Origin of the sequence: Glycomyces amatae (genome assembly GCF_020991375.1) — a bacterium.
Classification (GTDB): domain Bacteria; phylum Actinomycetota; class Actinomycetes; order Mycobacteriales; family Micromonosporaceae; genus Glycomyces; species Glycomyces amatae.
On record NZ_JAJLQZ010000001.1, the window covers coordinates 253908 to 268933 of the forward strand.

General features: G+C 70.6%; 19 protein-coding genes. 9 read left to right on the forward strand and 10 right to left on the reverse strand.

Translation table 11 applies throughout. The annotated features are described in order from the left end of the window. Nucleotides 1–132 precede the first annotated feature (132 nt). Entirely contained in the window at nt 133–2199 is a 2067-nt protein-coding gene (locus LO763_RS01205) for a bifunctional copper resistance protein CopD/cytochrome c oxidase assembly protein (protein WP_230600014.1), read from the forward strand. 392 nt (nt 2200–2591) lie between these two features. On the opposite strand, the gene LO763_RS01210 is transcribed toward LO763_RS01205, so the two are convergent. From LO763_RS01210 to LO763_RS01220, 3 genes are read right to left on the reverse strand one after another with little or no spacing between them, the layout of a single operon-like run. Next, entirely contained in the window at nt 2592–3482 is an 891-nt protein-coding gene (locus LO763_RS01210; RefSeq protein WP_230600015.1) for a 5-oxoprolinase subunit C family protein, read from the reverse strand. Beyond that, the gene (locus tag LO763_RS01215) at nt 3479–4129 is read right to left on the reverse strand and encodes a 5-oxoprolinase subunit B family protein (RefSeq protein ID WP_230600016.1); all 651 of its coding nucleotides are present in this window, start codon (nt 4127–4129) and stop codon (nt 3479–3481) included. Before LO763_RS01215 ends, LO763_RS01210 begins: the two co-directional genes overlap by 4 nt. Next, nucleotides 4126–4869 (reverse strand): LamB/YcsF family protein, encoded by a 744-nt coding sequence (locus tag LO763_RS01220; protein ID WP_230600017.1) that lies wholly within the window; start codon nt 4867–4869, stop codon nt 4126–4128. Before LO763_RS01220 ends, LO763_RS01215 begins: the two co-directional genes overlap by 4 nt. Before the next feature lie 228 nt (nt 4870–5097). Here LO763_RS01220 and LO763_RS01225 point away from each other — a divergent pair, with 228 nt between their 5' ends. From LO763_RS01225 to LO763_RS01250, 6 genes are all read left to right on the forward strand, one after another. Beyond that, nucleotides 5098–6087 carry a glycoside hydrolase family protein gene (locus LO763_RS01225; protein ID WP_230600018.1) on the forward strand — a complete coding sequence of 330 codons (990 nt, stop codon included), beginning with the start codon at nt 5098–5100 and terminating at the stop codon, nt 6085–6087. Between the two features lie 201 nt (nt 6088–6288). Continuing rightward, the gene (locus tag LO763_RS01230; RefSeq protein ID WP_230600019.1) at nt 6289–6693 is read left to right on the forward strand and encodes a YbaB/EbfC family nucleoid-associated protein; all 405 of its coding nucleotides are present in this window, start codon (nt 6289–6291) and stop codon (nt 6691–6693) included. 1 nt (nt 6694) lies between these two features. Further along, nucleotides 6695–7018: a WXG100 family type VII secretion target gene (locus LO763_RS01235; RefSeq protein WP_230600020.1), complete on the forward strand. Its 324-nt coding sequence runs from the start codon at nt 6695–6697 to the stop codon at nt 7016–7018. 136 nt (nt 7019–7154) lie between these two features. After that, complete coding sequence (locus LO763_RS01240) at nt 7155–7643, forward strand: WXG100-like domain-containing protein (RefSeq protein WP_369431897.1); 489 nt, start codon at nt 7155–7157, stop codon at nt 7641–7643. 1 nt (nt 7644) lies between these two features. After that, a complete protein-coding gene (locus LO763_RS01245; protein ID WP_230600022.1) occupies nt 7645–8142 on the forward strand; it encodes a hypothetical protein in 498 nt (165 codons plus the stop codon). Between the two features lie 16 nt (nt 8143–8158). Then, on the forward strand, nt 8159–8581 hold the full coding sequence (locus tag LO763_RS01250) for a hypothetical protein (protein WP_230600023.1): 423 nt from the start codon (nt 8159–8161) through the stop codon (nt 8579–8581). Nucleotides 8582–8660: 79 nt separating this feature from the next. Here LO763_RS01250 and LO763_RS01255 read toward each other — a convergent pair whose 3' ends face one another. From LO763_RS01255 to LO763_RS01280, 6 genes are all read right to left on the reverse strand, one after another. Beyond that, complete coding sequence (locus LO763_RS01255; protein WP_230600024.1) at nt 8661–9050, reverse strand: HXXEE domain-containing protein; 390 nt, start codon at nt 9048–9050, stop codon at nt 8661–8663. Between the two features lie 100 nt (nt 9051–9150). After that, nucleotides 9151–10023 carry a peptidoglycan-binding protein gene (locus LO763_RS01260; protein WP_230600025.1) on the reverse strand — a complete coding sequence of 291 codons (873 nt, stop codon included), beginning with the start codon at nt 10021–10023 and terminating at the stop codon, nt 9151–9153. Between the two features lie 269 nt (nt 10024–10292). Further along, nucleotides 10293–11033, reverse strand: coding sequence for a hypothetical protein (locus tag LO763_RS01265; protein ID WP_230600026.1), 741 nt, complete (start codon nt 11031–11033; stop codon nt 10293–10295). 154 nt (nt 11034–11187) lie between these two features. Further along, nucleotides 11188–11736 carry a hypothetical protein gene (locus tag LO763_RS01270; RefSeq protein WP_230600027.1) on the reverse strand — a complete coding sequence of 183 codons (549 nt, stop codon included), beginning with the start codon at nt 11734–11736 and terminating at the stop codon, nt 11188–11190. Nucleotides 11737–11944: 208 nt separating this feature from the next. Next, nucleotides 11945–12196, reverse strand: a complete 252-nt coding sequence (locus LO763_RS01275; protein ID WP_230600028.1) for a DUF397 domain-containing protein — start codon at nt 12194–12196, stop codon at nt 11945–11947. After that, a complete protein-coding gene (locus LO763_RS01280) occupies nt 12150–12998 on the reverse strand; it encodes a Scr1 family TA system antitoxin-like transcriptional regulator (protein WP_230600029.1) in 849 nt (282 codons plus the stop codon). The genes LO763_RS01275 and LO763_RS01280 overlap by 47 nt, the downstream gene beginning before the upstream one ends. Before the next feature lie 333 nt (nt 12999–13331). Here LO763_RS01280 and LO763_RS01285 point away from each other — a divergent pair, with 333 nt between their 5' ends. Together LO763_RS01285 and LO763_RS01290 are read left to right on the forward strand one after the other, a co-directional pair. Continuing rightward, the gene (locus LO763_RS01285) at nt 13332–13724 is read left to right on the forward strand and encodes a hypothetical protein (protein WP_230600030.1); all 393 of its coding nucleotides are present in this window, start codon (nt 13332–13334) and stop codon (nt 13722–13724) included. Next, on the forward strand, nt 13717–14046 hold the full coding sequence (locus LO763_RS01290) for a hypothetical protein (RefSeq protein WP_230600031.1): 330 nt from the start codon (nt 13717–13719) through the stop codon (nt 14044–14046). The genes LO763_RS01285 and LO763_RS01290 overlap by 8 nt, the downstream gene beginning before the upstream one ends. Before the next feature lie 26 nt (nt 14047–14072). On the opposite strand, the gene LO763_RS01295 is transcribed toward LO763_RS01290, so the two are convergent. After that, nucleotides 14073–15020 carry a helix-turn-helix transcriptional regulator gene (locus LO763_RS01295; protein ID WP_230600032.1) on the reverse strand — a complete coding sequence of 316 codons (948 nt, stop codon included), beginning with the start codon at nt 15018–15020 and terminating at the stop codon, nt 14073–14075. Nucleotides 15021–15026: the final 6 nt, after the last annotated feature.

The window sequence follows — 15026 nt, forward strand, 5'->3', positions numbered from 1 at the left end:
CGGCGCACCGTGGTGTGCCTTATGACTCCGACATGACTGGAGGCCGCCCTCTGGCGCGCCTGGGAGTTGCCGGCGATAACTGGACCCCACCCGGTGGGGCGTGAGCTGGATTAATCAGCCATGCTGGGTTACGTGACCGCATCGACCGAGACCAGCCAAAACACCGCCGCCACCATACCTGGCGGCGGCGGCGGTCCCCGAGGGGGGCCGCGCGCGCAGGCGGACCGCCCCCCGGGTCGCGGACCGCGGGTCCTGGCCGTCGCCGCGGCGGCCCTGGCGGGGCTGCTCGCGGCCGTGATCGCCCTCGACCTGGGCGGGGCGGTGGACGTCGCCGCCCTCCCGGGCCTGGCCGCCGCCGACCCGGCGGTCACGTGGGCCGCCGGACTCCTCAAGTACGGCTACGACCTGGCGATGCTCGCCGCGATCGGCTGCGCCGTGGCCGCCGCGTGCTTCCTGCCCGGCCGGCCGGGCGCGCGCCGCCGCCTCTCGGCCCAGTCGTGGCGGTGGCTGCGCATCGGCGCGGCCGCCTCCGCCGGGTGGGCCCTGGTCGCCCTGGTGAGCCTCCCGGTCGACTTCGCGAACACCTTCGCCCGGCCGCTCTCGGAGGTCACCGCGCCCGGCCTGTGGTCGTACATCGCCCAGTACGAGCAGGGGCAGGCGCTGGGGCTGACGGCCCTGCTCGCCGCGGCCGCCGCCGTCGTCGCGGCCCGCTCGTTCACGATCCCGGGCGCGGCCTGCGCCGCCGCGCTCGCCGTGGCCGCCGCCGTGCCGCCGATCTTCACCGGCCACTCGGCCTCGAACGGCAACCACCAGATCGCCGTCGACGGCCTGCTCATCCACGTGCTCGCCGCCGCGTTCTGGGCCGGGGGCCTGCTCGCCCTGTTCATCGCCCGCAAGGACCCCGCGACCGCGGCCCGCCGCTACTCGTTCGCGGCCGCCCTCGCCTACCCGGCGGTCGCGGCCTCGGGCCTGATCGTGTTCGTCGCGAACGTGGCCTTCACCGACCTGTGGGAGTCCGCGTACGGGCGCATCGCGCTCGCGAAGCTCGCGGTGCTCGCCGTCGGCGGCCTCTTCGGCTGGGCCCACCGCCGCCGCACCCTGCCCGCGGTCGAGGCCGGGGACCGGCGCGCGTTCACGCGGCTCGCCGCGGTCGAACTGGGGCTCATGGCGGTCGCGTTCGGCCTCGCCTCGTCCCTGTCGGTGACCCCGCCGCCCGCCGAGGAGCTCCCGGACCCGAACACGGCCCTGCTCGGATTCCCGACCCCGGGGCCGATCAGCTTCACGGCGGTCGCCGCCGACTGGTACCCGTCGATCCTGTTCTGCGCCATGGCGCTCGTGTTCACCGGCTTCTACGTCGCGGGCGTGGTGCGGCTGCGCCGCCGCGGCGACGCCTGGCCGTGGTACCGGACGGCCCTGTGGATCGCCGGGTGGGGCGTCGTCGTCCTCACCACCTCCACCGGGCTCGGCAAGTACGGGATGGTCCTGTTCAGCGCCCACATGGTCCAGCACATGGCGCTGAACATGCTGGCCCCGATCCTGCTGGTGCTGGCCGCGCCGGTCACGCTCGCGCTGCGGGCCCTCAAGCCCGACCGGGCCGGGGGGCCGCGCGAGTGGCTGCTCGCGCTCGTGCACAGCGGCTGGTCGCGGTTCGTGTCGCGACCGCTCGTGGCCCTGCTCGTCTACCTGACGAGCCTGTACCTGATGTACTTCACCGGCATGTTCGAGTGGGCGATGCGCGGGCACCTGGGGCACCTGTTCATGACGGCGCACTTCCTCGCCGCCGGGTGCCTGTTCTTCTGGGTGGTCATCGGGCCCGACCCGAAGCCGCGGCCGCTCTCGTACCCGGCGAAGGTGCTGCTGTACTTCGTGTCGATCGTGTTCCACGCGATCTTCGGCCTGACGCTGATGATGGGCACGACCCTCATCGCCGAGGGCTGGTACACGCAGATCGCCATGCCGTGGGTGGGCGACCTGCTCGCCGACCAGCGGGCGGGCGGCGGCATCGCCTGGGCGTTCGGGGAGATCCCGAGCCTGATCATCATCGGCGTGCTCATCGCCCAGTGGGCGCGCTCGGAGGAGCGCGAGGGGCGGCGCCTCGACCGGATGGCCGAGCGCGCCAGCGCCTCGGGGCATCTGGAGGACGACCCGCACGAGGTCTACAACGCCTACCTCGCCAGCCTCGACCAGGAGCGGCGCTAGCCGCGGCCGCGCCGCGAGGTCGCGGGCCGCGCCGCAACGGCCATTCCGGACCACTGTCCCTGCGGCCATCCCGGATCCCCGAGCCTGTCGGCCATCCCAAACCCCCACCCTCCCGAGAGGGGAAGGAAGGGTCGCCGCGATCCTGGCAGGCGGGTCCGACAGAAAACGCCGCTCTGCGCCCCCGATCGGCTGGATTTCACCCGAAAGCGTGAGGTGTGCCCGTTCTATGCTTCCTCGGAGCCGGAGCCGGAGCCGGAGCCGGAGCCGGAGCCGGAGCCGGAGCCGGAGCCGGAGCCGGAGCCGGAGCCGGAGCCGGAGCCGGAGCCGGAGCCGGAGCCGGAGCCTTCGGCTCCAGGCGCGGCCCCGCGCCTGCGCCGTCCCCGCGTCCGGCCTCAGCCCCGCTTGCTCCAGTACGGCATCGGGATCGGCGCGAACCTGATCCGCGTGCCCGGCCGCGCCTGCGCCGCCGCCGCGAGCGACTCCGGCCCGACCACCCCGACCACCGGATAACCGCCCGTCGTCGGATGGTCGGCGCCGAACAGGATCGGCTGCCCGCTCGGCGGCACCTGGAGCGCCCCCGCCACGATGCCCTCGCTCGGCAGCTCCCGCTCCGCGTCGACCCGCTCCAGCGCCGGCCCCTCCAGCCGCAGCCCGATCCGGTTCGAGTGCTCCGACACCGTCCACACCCCGCGCGCCAGCTCCGCGGCCGCGTCCGGCCGGAACCACTCCAGCCTCGGTCCCAAGTGGAGCTTCATGACGATCTCGTCGCCGATCCCCGCCCACGGCGCCGGCCACTGCGTCGGCAGCGGCGGATGCGCCAGGCTCGGCCCCAGCGGGATCGTGTCGCCGTCCCGCAACGGCGCGGGCCCCAGGCCCGACAGCAGGCACGTCGAGTGCGAGCCCAGGCTCGACTTCGGATGCAGCCCACCGGAGAACGCCAGGTACGAGCGCGCCCCGACCTCGGCGGGCCCGGCGTCCAGCACCGACCCGGCCTCCAGCTTCACCGGCTGCCCCCACGCCTCGGGCCGCCCGTCCACCGTCACCGGGCACGGCGCGCCCCCGACCACGACCGTGACGCTCCGATGCGCCCTGACCGTGCACCCGTTCAGCGTCGTCTCCAGCGCGCACGCCCCGGTAGGGTTGCCCGCCAACTGGTTGGCGAGTTTCCAAGAGGGACGGTCGGCGGCTCCCGAGGGCGGCACCGCGAGGTGCCCCCAGCCGGGCCGCCCGGCGTCCTGGCAGGTCGTCAGCGCGCCCGCGCGCAGGATCTCGATGCGGCTCATACCCGCACCGCCGCGAACCGAACCCGCGTGCCGGGCACCAGGAGCGCCGCCGGCTCGCGGTGCTCGTTCCACAGTCGACCCGGGTTCGTCATCGTCGCGATCAGCTGCCAGCCCCCCGGGCTCGAACGCGGGTACACCCCGGTGTAGGGCCCGGCCACCGCGACCGACCCGGCCGGGACGGCCGTCCTCGGGGTCTCCCGGCGCGGCGCGTGGTACCGCTCGGGCAACCCCTCGAGGTAGGCGAACCCGGGCGTGAACCCGCAGAACGCCGCCTCGTACTCCACACTGGAGTGGATGTCCGCCACGTCGTCGGCGCCCACCCCCCACAGCGCGGCGACCGCCTCGAGGTCGGGCCCGTCGTAGCAGACCGGGATCTCGACGGTCTCGCCCGCGGGCTCGGCCTCCTCGTCCAGCGGCCAGCCCGGCAGTTCGGCCGCGAGCAGCTCCGGCTCGTCCACGCCGTCGACCAGCACGGTGGTCGCGCCCGGCACGAGGTCGGCGGCCTCCAGCAGCCCCGACATGCGCCGGGCCTGGAGCGACCGGTAGCAGGCGCGCGCGGCCGCCGTCGTGCCGCAGTCGATCAGGATGCCCCGCGGCCCTGCCGGGAGCGGCCTGAGCCGGTGGGCGGTGGTTCTTGCGGTGCTCACGAGAATGCCTCCACGTCGATGCCTCGTTCGTCCAATGCGGCCCTGACCGCCGCGGCGACCGCGACCGCCTCGGGCCCGTCCCCGTGCACGCAGATCGATTCGGACGCGACGGGGGTGCGCGCGCCGTCGATCGCGGTGACCGCGCCGTCCGCGGCCAGGTCCACCGCCTGCGCGACGGCCGCGGCGGGTTCGAGCAGCGCCCCCGGCGTCCCCCGCGCGACCAGGCGCCCGTTCCCCAGGTAGGCCCGGTCGGCGAAGGACTCGCCCACGACCCGCAGTCCCGCGCGCCCGGCGGCCCGGGCGAGCTCCGAGCCGCGCTGGGTCAGGACCGTCCCCACCCCCGCGAGCAGCGCCCCTTCGACCACGGCCTCGGCCTGGACCGGGTCGCGTCCGGACCGGTGGTAGAGGGCCCCATGGGGTTTCACGTACTCGACGCGCTGCCCGGCGGCCTCGGCGAAGACCCGGAGCGCCCCGATCTGGTAGGCCACTTCGGCGGCGAGCTCCGCGGGGGGGACGTCGATCTCGCGCCGCCCGAACCCGGCCAGGTCCCGATAGGACACCTGGGCGCCGATGCGCACGCCGGACTCGGCGGCGAGCGCGCACACGCGTCGGAGCGTGGCCGGGTCGCCGGCGTGGAAACCGCACGCGACATTGGCGCTCGTGACGATCCGCAGCAGCGCGGCGTCGTCGGTGAGCTCCCAGCGGCCGAAACCCTCCCCAAGGTCCGCGTTGAGGTCCATGCGTTCACGGTACCGGAACGCGAGGGATTCGGGCGCTTCGGGAACACGGGGTGAAATCTCGCGCACGGGCAGAGGTGGGACGCGACGCCGCGACCAGGACCACACTCGACTTCCGCGGGCGCACCGGTTACGCTGGAACCCTCTTGCGGCAAGCGCTATCCAACCGCTACCTTTCAAGCACCCCGCCGGGTCCGGCCCCGCCGGCCGCCGACTCCCCTTGGAGGAACCATGACGACCGGTCTGACCCCGAGCCCCGAGGACTTCCGCGCCGAGACCGCCGCGGCGGCCCCGGCGAACGCCGCCCCCGCGCCCCTGTTCACCGACCCGGTCTTCGACGGCCCCACCGACCCCACCGTCGTCCACGACCCCGCCACCGGCCTGTGGCACCTCTACTACACCCAGCGCCGCGCCAACCAGCCCGACGCGGGCGTCGCCTGGGTCCACGGCACCGAGATCGGCCGCGCCACCAGCCCCGACGGGCGCGAATGGACCTACACCGGCACCGTGGCCGGCCTCGGGGCCGCCCCCGGCGACACCTGGTGGGCGCCCGAGATCCTGCGCCACGGCGACCAGTGGCACATGTACGTCACCTACCTCGAGGGCGTCCGCGAGGACTGGTCCGGCCCCGCCGAGATCCGCCACTACACCTCGGGCGACCTCGACGCCTGGACCTACCGCTCGACGCTCGCCGTCGACTCCGAGCGCGCCATCGACGCCACCGTCCACCGCCTCCCGAACGGCAAGCGGCGCATGTGGTTCAAGGACGAGCGCCGCGAGAGCCGCATCTACGCCGCCGACTCCGAGGACCTCTTCGCCTGGACCCCGGCCGGGCCCGCCGTCACCGACCAGGCCCAGGAGGGCCCCACGGTCTTCGCCCTCGGCGGCGTCTACTGGATGGTCACCGACGGCTGGGCGGGCCTGCTCGTCCACCGCTCCACCGACCTCGAGCACTGGCACCGCCAGCCGGTCCCGCTCCTGGCCGGGCCCGGCCGCCGCGCCTTCGACGAGGCCCTCGGCCACCACGCCATGGCCCTCACCCAGGGCCCCGACGAGGCCTTCCTCTACTACTTCACCCACCCCGGCGGCGGGCGCCGCTCCACCGTCCAGGTCGCGCGCCTCCACGTGCGCGAGGGCTGGCTGCGCTGCGACCGCGACGAGCACTTCGACTACCGGCCCGATCCGGCCCGGACCGACGCCCTCCGCGGCGGCGCCGCCTGACACGGAAGGCGCTCAGAGTGTCGCAAGTGCACATTGGGCGCGACGCAAAACGGTCCCGACAGGGTCGAAACGGGACGATGACGCACTGTAAACAACGCTGTCGAAACCGCTGGTAGAGCGGCACTTTCGGGGGACCCAAAGGTGGCGCACCGGGTCTATGCTGGGTCTCGAACCGAGTCCACTGAGAACCCCGGAGGCGGCATGTTCGGTGAGGATGAGATCGCCCAGCAGCTGGCCGATGCCCGCTCTGCCCTCGACGACGTCAGGCGGCATCGACAGGACAACCAGGTCCCGCCCGTCACCGCCGAGGCGGCGGACGGGCGCATCAAGATCACCCTCGGCGCCGACGGCCGCGTCGAGCGCTTCAGATTCGTGGAGGAGCGGGTCCTCAAGGAGGGCACCGAGTTCCTGGAGGAGGAGCTGCGCAAGGCCGTGAACGCGGCCCTCGACGCCCGCGCCGAGTCCCTCTCCGCCGACGCGCCCGCGCCCGACCTCGACGCCCTCGGCGAGTCGATCGCCAAGATCCAGGACCAGGGCCTGCAGCGGATGCGTGAGATGTCCGCGCAGATCAGCACGGTCATGAAGAAACTCCAGAGCGGAGCCTGACATGGTGGTGCAGCTCGACACCGAATCGATCCGGCAGGGCGCGACCGAACTCGACGCCGCCACGGAGATGGTCCAGAACCTGTTCGACCAGTTCAAATCCTCAGTGGAGGGTTTGGCGGAATCCTTCGGCGGCGACATGATCGGCTCGCTGCTCGACATCGCGCACCAGGTCTGCATGGAGGCCATCACCGAGTGCGTCACGACCAACATCGAGGACCTCCGCGACTACGCCGACACGCTGCGGCAGATAGCCGACGACCACGAGGAGAACGACCGCGAGATCGCCGAGCTCTTCCGGCGGATCCTCGACCGGCTCGGCCTCTGACGCCCCCAGACCCTTCGCTTCCAACGGCCGCTCGCACCGGCCCGCATCGACTCGCGCATAACGCTACGTGTCCCCCAAGGCGCCCAGCGTCGCTTCGAACGCCGCGCGCCCCTCCACTAAGGAGCCCCCCGTGGGTATGCAACTCCCCTCCGAGCTGCGGAGCTTCCTCAGCATGATCGGCTACGACTGGCCCGAACCCGACGAAGAGCGGCTGTTCGACCTCGGCAACACCTGGACCGACCTGGCCGACCAGGTCACCGGCGCGATCGACAAGCTCGAATCGGCCGCCAAGACGGTCATCGACAACAACGTCGGCGAGGACATCGCCGCCTTCAAGTCCGAATGGGAGGACGGCGAGTCGGCCGTCCGCAACATCCAGGACATCGGCGAGCCCTCCAACATCATCAGCATCGGCCTGATGATCGCCGCCGGCGTCGTCCTGGCCCTGAAACTCCAGATGATCGTCCAGCTCGTCACCCTCGCCATCCAGATCGCCCAGGCGATCGCGACGGCCGCGGTGACCTTCGGGGCCTCGCTCCTGGAGATCCCGATCTTCAAGATGATCACCTCGATGCTCGTCGAGCAGCTCATCAACATGGCCATCGAGGCGGTCCTCAATGGCTAGGATGCGCACGCGACCCGCCCGCAAGGCGACCGCCAAGGGCGCCAAGATCATCTCGGGCCTCATCAACAACACCAACTTCTTCCGCACCGGCAAGGGCGGCGGGAAGTGGGTGCAGAAGGCGGTCACGAACCCGACGGCGAAGGCCACCCGGCGCCGCTGGCGCGCGACGGTCGGCAAGGCCACGAGCCACGACTACAAGGCCAACTTCTTCGGGAAGCACCCGCACCTCAAAGGCAAGGTGGTCGTCCACCACGCCGTCGAGCAGCAGATCATGAAGCGCTACCCCGGCCGCTTCACCGCCTCCGAGCTGCACTCGCTCCAGAACCTCCGCGGCATTCCGAAGGGCCAGGTGAACAGCCGCGTCCACCTGAGCGAGATCCGGAAGGAGTGGAACCAGTTCTACAAGGACCACCCGAACGCGACCCGCCAGCAGATCCTCGACCACGCCACGAAGGTCGACCTGAAGCTCGGCTCGAACTTCAATCCGTCCGTCCCCTGACTGTTAGGATCCGCGCATGAACTACTACCTCCTGGGGCCTGAAGTCGCCGGTGAGCTCGGCGACGGCACGGTCATGGACACCTCGGTGCACCCGCCCGCGGTCTCCCGGCTCCAGTACGTCATCCAGGACTGGCTCGGCGACGAGATCCTGGAGTCCACCCCCTGCTTCGTCGTGACCGAGCACCTCGCGGGCCTCATCGAGGCGGCCGGGCTCTCCGGCTACCGGCTCGCCGACGCGGAGGTCGTGCTCGGCGAGGACGCCGAGGAGCTGGCGGGCGAGCCGATCGACCTGCCGAAGTGGCGGTGGCTCCAGCTGACCGGACGGGCCGAGTCCGACGACTTCGGCGCCTCGGCCAACGGCAGCCTCGTGGTCTCCGAGCGGGCGCTCGACACCCTGCGCCGGGGGGCCCTGGGCAACTGCGACATCGAACCCCTCTAAGGCGAACGAAGAAGGGGCGGACGGGGTGACCCGCCTGCCCCTTCGCATGTGGACTATCCGTTCGCGGGAGCGCCGAAGCTCACCGCTCGGCGCCGACCGGCCCCGACCGCCGGAAACGGGTGAGCCAGAACAGATCCGCGGGAAGGTTCAGCAGCACCGCGGTGACCAGGCCCGGCGCGTAACCGCCGCTGTAGAGGGCGAGCGGCACATGCGGCACCAGCACGTTCACCAGCATGACGACGGCGATCACGGTGACCAGTCCGGGCCGGTCGAACCGGACGGCCAGGACGGTCAGGACCAGACCGGCGAGCGTGACCGCGGCGGTGGCGGCCTGGAACGCGGCGGGGGAGGGCCATGGGACGGTCAACCGTCCCGCCATCCGCTCGAAGTACGCGGGAGCGGCCAGCGCCTCCTCCAGGTTGTGCAGGGCGAAGGCCCCGAACACCACCCACGCCCACACGTTCCGCACCGCTCGAGCATAGAACGCGACGCCGAGGGCGCCATCGCGTAGGCGCCCCGGGCCGGGGCCCGTCGTGCCCTGCCGGCCCGGCCCGGGAGCGGGTCCGGGGCTAGCCGCGGCCGACCTTCTCCCACCACGTGAACGATCCCTTGTAGGCACTGGGGGTGTTGTCGGCGGCGTGGCTGGCGAGGCCGTTCTTGCCGAAGAAGTAGTCGTGGACCTGCCGCTGCGCCACCCCGGCCATGTCGGTGTCGCCCACCGCGTTCGCGTGGATGTGGTACGAGAACCCCTGCGCGGGGGTGCGCAGCCAGGCCGCGAACCCGACGTCGCGCAGCGCCTTGACCGTCTGCCACCGCTGCGTGGTCGACAGGGACCCGACGGCGATGTCGACCACGCCGCCGCCGTCGTGCGTGCCGGCCGAGTCGGGGTTGCCGGGGGTGTAGGAGCCCTGCGTGAGCGTGATGCTCCACGAGAGCTTGGCGTCGGCGGCGGCGAGCATGTTCCTGGTCCGGGTGTTGACCCGCTTGCCGCCGTAACTGGTGTTGTTCGCGCCGACGTTGATCTTGCGGGTCACGGTGAAGCCCTCGGCCTCGCCGAGCTCGGTGAGGGAGGTCGGGCCGGGGAGCCCGTTGGCGTCGAGCCCGCTGTAGCCCAGGGACCGCTGCCAGGCGGCGTACGCGCTGATCGTGGAGGTGCCGTAATGGCCGTCCACATAGGTGCTGCTGAGGAATCCCTTGTCGCGGAGCGCCGCTTCGACGGCGGTGACGGACGGGCCCGCGCCGAGGGTGATGCCGGTGCCCGAGCGCGGCGGGTCGACCATCGCGGCGATCACCGTGAGCTCCATGTCGACCGTGGTCGCGGCGCTGGCCTGCTGCGCGGCGAACACGGCGGGAACGGTCGCGGCGCCGACGGCGCCGGTGAGCAGGGCGGCGCGGCGCAGCAGCGAGCGCCGGGAGGTGCCTTCGAGTGGCTGGTGGGTCATGTCGTTGTGTCCCTTCAAGGGTCGACGCACCGAGGGGGTGACCGGCGTTACAGCCGATGTCACGGAACCATATCGAAGAAATCTTTCGTCGGGAAGTCCTGAAGCGAAACAAATCTCCAAATTCGAGAACTACGACCGGCATCGACCTGTTCGCGGACCGTTGCTCATCCAGCTCTGGGCGCCGTGAAACGCGCAGGAGGGGCGCCTTCGCACTGAACGAAGACGCCCCTCCTGCGCACGATGCCCGCACCATGGGGCGGTGAGGGCGCTTATTCGGAGAAGAGCCGCACGATGTCGTCGGTGACCGCGGCCTGGGCGAGCCAGTGCTCAAGCTGTGCCTGGTCCTGACAGGCGAGGATCTTCTTGCGCACCCGCTCGGGGACCTCGATATCGCGCGCGGCGAGAACCTGGAGAATCGAGATGGCTTTGCCTTTGAGCTCGCCTTTGGCGATGAGTTCTCGCGCGTAGTCGTTCTGGTACACGTAGTCTTCGAGTGCCATGAGGTCCCTCCAGGTCGTGAAGTTTTCGGTCCCCTGCAGCCCGGTGGACACGATGCCAGCATACTGCCTGGCCAGGTCGGCAGGGAGGTCTGCGAGCGCGGCGGAGAGCTGTCGCAGGTCGTTTTCAGTGACGTTATCGGTGAAGGCGCGCAGGATGCTCACGCCGATGTCCGAGTCGGGTTCGAGTTCTTCGAGGCAGATCACCACCGGCCTGACCAGCGATTGTCCGAGTCCGCCATCGATGGGCCTGCGAGCCCACTCGGCGGTCTTGACCGAGACGGTGAGCACCACCAGGATGGTCGGGCAGCCGTGTTCGACCCGAGCGGCGAACAGGAAGTGCGGCCAGTCGAAGAGCTTCTTCTCGACTTCTCGGTGCTGCATCTCGACCACTGCGGCGAGTTGCGGGGTCTCGCCCTGGCAGAACACGCGCACCGCATCGACGAACAGTTCGGTCGGGCGGTTGAGGTTATGGGCCTCGCGGCCGCTTTTGACCGCATCGTAGTCGGGCATCTCCGTTCCGGTGGTTCGTTCGATCAGCGTTCCCAGAAGTCCAGGGGCCTCCCTGACCAGTGCGAGTACGAGCTCGTGCCTATTGCCTACTGGCACAGAGACTCCTTTCTGTTCACGATCGCCGTGTCGCGGCCGGGTCTTGGCGGAGGTGGTGTCAGGAGGGAGAAGGCGCGAACCGGGCCGTGGAAACGGCACGGCGGACGGCGCGTTTGAGCGTCGCTCCGACCCTGGTGAGCAGCGAAGGCCTGCGGCGAGCCGTGTGTGCGGCGGCGAGCGATGCCGAGCATTCGAGGAAGCGGGTCCAGGCGTCTTCGCGGAGCCGCTCGAACGGGTCGACGGGCGCCGGATCAGAGCAGCCCTCGCCGATCGCGGCGCCGGGACGGGTCGCGAGCCCGGGAAGGGGCTCGGCGCCGAGGCGGGACACTGCGGGACGGAGCACGATGTCGAGGCCGGGCGCGGGCCCGACCGGGTAGGGGCGGGGCCGGGCGGGCTTCACGGTCGGCAGCGGGTCGGGGGCCTCGTCGCGGCGGTGGCGGCCGGTGCGCAGGTCGCGCCGGTAATCGGGGTCGGGCTTCCAGAGCCAGGGGCCGGGGTCGTGCTGGTCGTAGGGGGAGGTGCGGAAGACGTACCGCGAAAGGCTCCCCTGGGAGGGTGTCGGGCGGTTTTCGGGCACGCCGATTTCAGGTAGGGTCGGGTACGACAAAGGACTAGCTCCTTTGCTTGGGGCCGCCCGGTGAAAAGTTGGTAGCTTTTGGGTCACCGGGCGGCATTTCTTGAAGGCCCTATTCGATTGGGTTCATGGGTGTCCTGCTACGAAATGGACACATGTTGTACATGGTGAGCGATGGCCGCCGCGATGTCAACCTTCGTATCGGCGTGTCACGAAACCTGAAGTGCGCGCTGCGCCACGGCTAACCGGCGGCGCGGAGCAGGCTCGCGAGATCGCTTGCGGCGAGGTCGAACACGGGCGAGGCGTCGCCGAGTTTCGAGTCCCTGACATGGAACCCGTCCGAGTCGTCGCAGACGGTGAGTTCGACGCAGTCGGAGTTGTTGTCACCGCCGCTGCGAGTGCTCTTGCGCCAGGCGCGGCGAAGTTCGACGCAGTCGGAGTTGTTGTCACTGCCGCTCCGAGTGCTCTTGCGCCAAGCCGTCACGTCGGTCATCGAGGTACTCCTTCAGCGTGATCGATTTCCCCAGGAGGATCTGCCAGAGGTCATCGTAACGCGCGATTCGGGCGAGATTTTCGATGCACCAGCTGTTGTCCCACACCTCCGCATAGGCGAAAGGCGGTCCGCCGGCTTGGGATTTGGCCGGGCGGTAGATCGAGAATGCACCTCCGGCTTCGGGGTGGAGTGCGGAGACGATCTTGATCTGCCATCCCGCACGGGCGTCGAGTTCGCGCAGGCGGTCGAGCTGCTCCCGCCGGTCGGCCTCGCTCAGGAAGCGCAGGTTCAGGAGGGCGGTCTCGCTGATGAGGAGCACCACCTTCGGCCTGTCCTTGCGGCTCAACAGGGCCCGGATGCGCTCCATCTTGAAGGACCAGCCGCGATTGAGCTGCTCGTCGTTGGTGCCTTCGGCCTCGCGGAGGATCTTGAAGTGGTAGGCGCGGGTCTGGGCGATGCCCGGAATGAACAGCGGGTCCCACTTGAAGATCGAGCCGTAGAACTGCTCGGCCATCTGGAGGCAGAGCGCGTTGAAGCGGCGGTCGGTCTGGAAGTTCTGCTCGGCGCCGTTGCGCGCGATGGCGACCAGGTACTCCTTCACCTCGTCGCTGAGCTTGAAGAGGTCGGCGAGCGCGTAGCAGTCGCCTACGGCGGGAAAGATCTTTCCCTTCTCCAGATTGGAGTAGGCCTCGTACTGCCTGCCGAGGAACCGGGCGGCCTCGGTCTGGGTGTATTTGATGCGCTGTCGGCCGAGCCAGAAGGTTCGGCCCGAGTACCACTTGGCGAGATGGGATTGCGCCATGGAAGTCCTCCAAAGTGGGAGTTGTGACCATTCGGCCCTCCATGATGACACTCCGCTGTGACAAGTCAATCACCAGTTGTTTTTCCGGCACGGTTGAGCAATGCCGATTGGACCGTGCCGGTTTTACCGGCACGGTCCAATCGGCATGGTCAACACAGCGCGCGAACTCGCTGGTCAAGGGCTTGTGGCGCACCTAGATTGAGGAAGTCGCGAGCCATTCGACTGGTCGCGATTCGGTGGGAAAGTCAGGAGGCCGCGGCCTCCCGACGACGATTCGCGGTCTTCTGGCTCCCCGCTGTCGGAAATCCGATAATCCGAAATGGAGTTACGGCGATGACCGATCCGATTCGCTCCGGCGCACCCGATCCGATTTCACTCGAACGGGGGGCCTTCCATGACGACCTCCGGCAGTACAAGGTCCGTGTCTCCAGTGCCGATGCGCCGGATTCGTTCCAGGTGACCACGGGTGAGCGCGAGGACCTGGTGCTGGTCATCTCCGGGCTCAACTCCGGGGATCTGAAGGCGACGTGGGGGCCGTTCTGGCGGTCGCACAAGCCGAGTTGGAAGATCTGGGTGGAGGAGTCGGCGTTCCGGGTCTTCTACAGCGGCTGCCGCCTCGGTTCCCGCCCGCCGGTCGGGCGCCTCCCGCGCCCCGAGGGACCCAAACCGATGGGGCAGCACCAGGTCGATGCGGCGCCGGTGTCGTGGCGGTTCTGCAATGGCTAGGACCGCGAGTCCGGCCGATGAGGGCCCGTACAACCTCCGCTCGGACGGCGAGCCGGGCGTGGACGGCTACCTGGGGTGTTTCCGGCGGGGTCCGGCGGTGTTCTCGCTCTACCAGATATCGCCGGTCCCGCACCGGTACACGCCCGGCCCGCCGGAGTACCTGATCGACGTGGACGACGGTGCGGGCGCTCGTGAGTGCGGGCGTTTCATCACCGATCCGGACCCTGATCCGGTCTGGAACCGGGCCTGGAACGGCGACGAGTGGTGCGGCTGGATCATCGAACGCAGTCTCGCCCTCATCGCCGAACCCGACGACGACTGAGCGGCCGGGCGCCTGCAGAATCGAGGTCAGTCCGCTGGCGGATAGTGGTCGAGGATCTGGCGTGCCAGCTCCTTGACACGGCGGCGCGCCTCGGGCGGATCGAGGACGGTGACGGTGTCGGCGAACGGCAGGAGCTGGCGCACGTCCTCGAGCTCGCGGCAGCGGAGGACGGCCGCAGTGCGTCCCTCCCCGCCGGGCCCGGCGATCGACAGCCGGCTGCCGAGGATCCGCTCGGCCCGCGGCACCTGGTAGTCCTTGATGAGCAGGCGGACCGTCACCTCGCCTTCGGCCTCCCAGCCCGACGTCAGCTCGGCCGCGACGGCAGCGAGGCGCGCCCCGGTCCGCAGCCGCCGGGCGGCGCGCAGCGGTTCCCAGGCGGCGATGCGCTGGAGGTTGAACAGCCTCGGTTCGCCGGACTGGTCGGCGACGAGATACCAGCGCCCGCCTTTCGCCAAGAGTCCGTAGGGATCCACGGTCCGGCGGGTCGCGGGCTCGCCCGGCCGCCGGTATTCGACGCGCAGTCGCACCCCGCGGCGCAGATCGCCGATGAGCTCCGCCGGCGTCACGCCCTCGGGTTCGCGCCCGAACCACGGCCGGTTGTCGCTGACCACGAGGTCGCCGATCGGCAGCACGTCCTCGCTCGGGCGCGCGCCGACGACCTTGCGGAGGGCCCGGCCGGTGACCGGCTCGACCCCGAGCCGCCGCCGCTGCTCCTCGTCCAGGCCGGTGAGCGTCAAGTGCTCGCGTTCGCGGGGCGTCAGCCGGGCCGCGTCCAGCGTGCCGCCGGGGAGCATGAAGACGCCGCCGTACTTCCCGCGCCGCATGAGGACCGGGAACCCGGCGTCCCGCAGCCAGTTGAGGTCCCGGATCACGGTCCGGGCCGAGACGCCGGTCTCGTCCGCGAGCGCGGCCACGGTCGTCTCGGGCCGCGATTGCAGCGCGAGCAGCAGGGAGAAGAACCTGTCCGGAGTCACCTCCCC

What these genes read in the sequence shown, in the direction of transcription:
- LO763_RS01210 (WP_230600015.1), bottom strand. Translation starts at nt 3,482, where the DNA reads ATGAGCCGCATCGAGATCCTGCGCGCGGGCGCGCTGACGACCTGCCAG.
- LO763_RS01220 (WP_230600017.1), bottom strand. Translation starts at nt 4,869, where the DNA reads ATGGACCTCAACGCGGACCTTGGGGAGGGTTTCGGCCGCTGGGAGCTC.
- LO763_RS01225 (WP_230600018.1), top strand. Translation starts at nt 5,098, where the DNA reads ATGACGACCGGTCTGACCCCGAGCCCCGAGGACTTCCGCGCCGAGACC.
- LO763_RS01230 (WP_230600019.1), top strand. Translation starts at nt 6,289, where the DNA reads ATGTTCGGTGAGGATGAGATCGCCCAGCAGCTGGCCGATGCCCGCTCT.
- LO763_RS01235 (WP_230600020.1), top strand. Translation starts at nt 6,695, where the DNA reads ATGGTGGTGCAGCTCGACACCGAATCGATCCGGCAGGGCGCGACCGAA.
- LO763_RS01240 (WP_369431897.1), top strand. Translation starts at nt 7,155, where the DNA reads ATGCAACTCCCCTCCGAGCTGCGGAGCTTCCTCAGCATGATCGGCTAC.
- LO763_RS01245 (WP_230600022.1), top strand. Translation starts at nt 7,645, where the DNA reads ATGCGCACGCGACCCGCCCGCAAGGCGACCGCCAAGGGCGCCAAGATC.
- LO763_RS01250 (WP_230600023.1), top strand. Translation starts at nt 8,159, where the DNA reads ATGAACTACTACCTCCTGGGGCCTGAAGTCGCCGGTGAGCTCGGCGAC.
- LO763_RS01260 (WP_230600025.1), bottom strand. Translation starts at nt 10,023, where the DNA reads ATGACCCACCAGCCACTCGAAGGCACCTCCCGGCGCTCGCTGCTGCGC.
- LO763_RS01265 (WP_230600026.1), bottom strand. Translation starts at nt 11,033, where the DNA reads ATGCCCGACTACGATGCGGTCAAAAGCGGCCGCGAGGCCCATAACCTC.
- LO763_RS01275 (WP_230600028.1), bottom strand. Translation starts at nt 12,196, where the DNA reads ATGACCGACGTGACGGCTTGGCGCAAGAGCACTCGGAGCGGCAGTGAC.
- LO763_RS01280 (WP_230600029.1), bottom strand. Translation starts at nt 12,998, where the DNA reads ATGGCGCAATCCCATCTCGCCAAGTGGTACTCGGGCCGAACCTTCTGG.
- LO763_RS01285 (WP_230600030.1), top strand. Translation starts at nt 13,332, where the DNA reads ATGACCGATCCGATTCGCTCCGGCGCACCCGATCCGATTTCACTCGAA.
- LO763_RS01290 (WP_230600031.1), top strand. Translation starts at nt 13,717, where the DNA reads ATGGCTAGGACCGCGAGTCCGGCCGATGAGGGCCCGTACAACCTCCGC.